We start from the raw sequence: 399 nt of genomic DNA on the forward strand, positions 1-399 counted from the left end.
TCGCGGATGTCGCGTTCGTCGTCAACGATCAGGATGTCACTCATTATGGGTCTCCAGTTCTGGGGTTCCGGTGGGGGCAGCAAGGGGTAGCGTGATCACCGCCATTGCGCCGAAATGTGTTTCGCCCGCGAAGACCGGCGCGTTTTCCAACGACAATGTCCCGCCGTGTTCTTCGATGATCTTTTTCACGATGGGCAGGCCAAGGCCAGTCCCTTCGGATCGGGTGGTGACATATGGCTCGAACAGTCGCGCGCGGTCTTCCGGCAATCCGATGCCATTATCCGCTATGGTGATTTGTAGCGCCGTTTGGGTTGTGGTCAACTGCACCTCGATGCGCGGGTCTATGTCGGCCTCTGGGTCATTTTGCTTGCGGCTTTCAATGGCTTCGCCCGCGTTCTT

At 57.9% G+C, this 399-nt stretch carries 1 protein-coding gene; it reads right to left on the minus strand.

Annotated elements, in window-relative coordinates:
- Window positions 1-36: 36 nt before the first annotated feature.
- Window positions 37-399: ATP-binding protein (locus tag B3849_RS12760; RefSeq protein WP_286780246.1), on the minus strand; the 363-nt coding region annotated here is incomplete at its 5' end.

The sequence above is a fragment of the Sulfitobacter sp. UBA4523 genome (genome assembly GCF_002388305.1).
Classification (GTDB): Bacteria; Pseudomonadota; Alphaproteobacteria; order Rhodobacterales; family Rhodobacteraceae; genus Sulfitobacter; species Sulfitobacter pontiacus.